This window comes from Nocardioides sp., assembly GCF_036401255.1.
Taxonomy (GTDB): domain Bacteria; phylum Actinomycetota; class Actinomycetes; order Propionibacteriales; family Nocardioidaceae; genus Nocardioides.
Genome location: NZ_DASWVI010000291.1, coordinates 1 through 1,558, shown reverse-complemented (window position 1 = coordinate 1,558; position 1,558 = coordinate 1). Strand labels below are relative to the sequence as shown.

At 70.6% G+C, this 1,558-nt stretch carries 2 protein-coding genes; one reads left to right on the top strand and one right to left on the bottom strand.

What is annotated here, in order from left to right:
• Positions 1 to 275: 275 nt before the first annotated feature.
• Complete coding sequence (locus tag VGD85_RS13645; protein WP_331063986.1) at positions 276 to 923, top strand: hypothetical protein; 648 nt, start codon at positions 276 to 278, stop codon at positions 921 to 923.
• On the opposite strand, the gene VGD85_RS13640 is transcribed toward VGD85_RS13645, so the two are convergent.
• The coding region (locus tag VGD85_RS13640; protein ID WP_331063985.1) for an acetyl-CoA C-acyltransferase at positions 892 to 1,558 on the bottom strand (667 nt) is incomplete at its 5' end. The genes VGD85_RS13645 and VGD85_RS13640 overlap by 32 nt on opposite strands.

The following is a 1,558-nucleotide window of genomic DNA, read 5'->3' as shown; positions in this document are numbered from 1 at the left end:
TATGGAGCGTTCTCAGGCACACGACCCACCGCCAGCCAGCAGCGTGGTCATCACGGAGACCTTCGACAAGGGCGACGACATACCAGGCGTCTCGTCTGACAAGACCGTGTTAGACCACCTCCAGTGGTATACGTCGACGGGCAGCATCAAGCTCTTCGGTTCCGGTGACCTGACCGCCAACGCTCCCCTGGCGAGCGGCACCAGCGGGAGAGCGTCAGCCCGGGCAGTGGAGGACAGGAATACCGGATCTGGACGGACCCGAAAGGAGGAAGTCAGTGTCAGCCAACCACGTGCTCTCCCTCCGGCGGTTCGTCGCAGCCCTGCTTGCCTCGGTCAGCGTCGCCGGCGTCATCGCCGCGACCGCGCTGATCGCGGCCTCGTGGGGGGATGGCCACCAGGACGGTGCTGAGTCCACCCGACACAGGACGCCACCGGCCGCGTCGGGTCGGGAGGCACCACCAACAGTCACCTACGACGTCACACCGGCCGTGGAGAAGGCGCTGAGTCTCCAGGGTGTGCGCATCGACGGCCGCGGCGACAACGCGCGCCCGGGAACATCGGCCGACGAGCTCTTCGCACAGCCTGGCGAGATCCGCCCCGACTCGATCTCGCTCGTTCGGTTGACGGACACCGAGTTCGGTCAACTGCTTGGCCCAGATGGCCGGCCGGTCACCGACCCGGGTCCGAACACCAGGGGCCGGGTCACGCCGCAGATCGACCACCAGCTGGTGTGGGTAGCGGTGTACCGCGGCGCCACGGTCCCTGTGGGCGGGGGCTACGTGCAGGCCATGTCGCCCGGGGGCGACGTCGAGGCCACCGCGGAGGGTGCGAGGCCGACGACGCTCACGACCGACCTGTACGTCATCCGCGACGCCGGGACGGGTGAGGTGCTCAGTGGAGGCTCGCTCGATCCCTCGCCGTGAGCCGTTCGATGATCGTCACGTTCGCCTGACCGCCGCCCTCGCACATCGTCTGCAGGCCGTAGCGGCCGCCGGTGCGCTCGAGCTCGGCCAGCAGCGTGGTCATCAGCCGCGCGCCGGTGGCGCCGATCGGGTGGCCCAGCGCGATGCCGCCGCCGTTGACGTTGACCCGCTCGTGCGGGGCGCCGGTCTCCTTCATCCACGCGAGCACCACCGAGGCGAACGCCTCGTTGCACTCGAACAGGTCGATGTCCTCGATCGCGAGGCCGGTGCGGTCCAGGGCGTGCTTGGTGGCGCGGATCGGGCCGGTGAGCATCCAGACCGGGTCGTCGCCGCGGACGGTCAGGTGGTGGATGCGGGCCCGCGGCGTCAGCCCGTGCTCGCGTACGGCGGCCTCGGAGGCGACCAGCAGCGCGGCCGACCCGTCGCAGATCTGCGAGGCGACCGCCGCGGTGATCCGGCCGCCCGGCGCGAGCGGCTCGAGCGCCGCCATCTTGTCCAGGGAGGTCTCCCGCGGGCACTGGTCGGTGTCGACGACCGTGCCGTCGGGCAGGGTCACCGGGTCGATCTCGTCCTTGAACCGGCCCTCGGCGATCGCGGCGCGGGCCCGCTCGTGCGAGAGGAGCGCGAACTCCTCC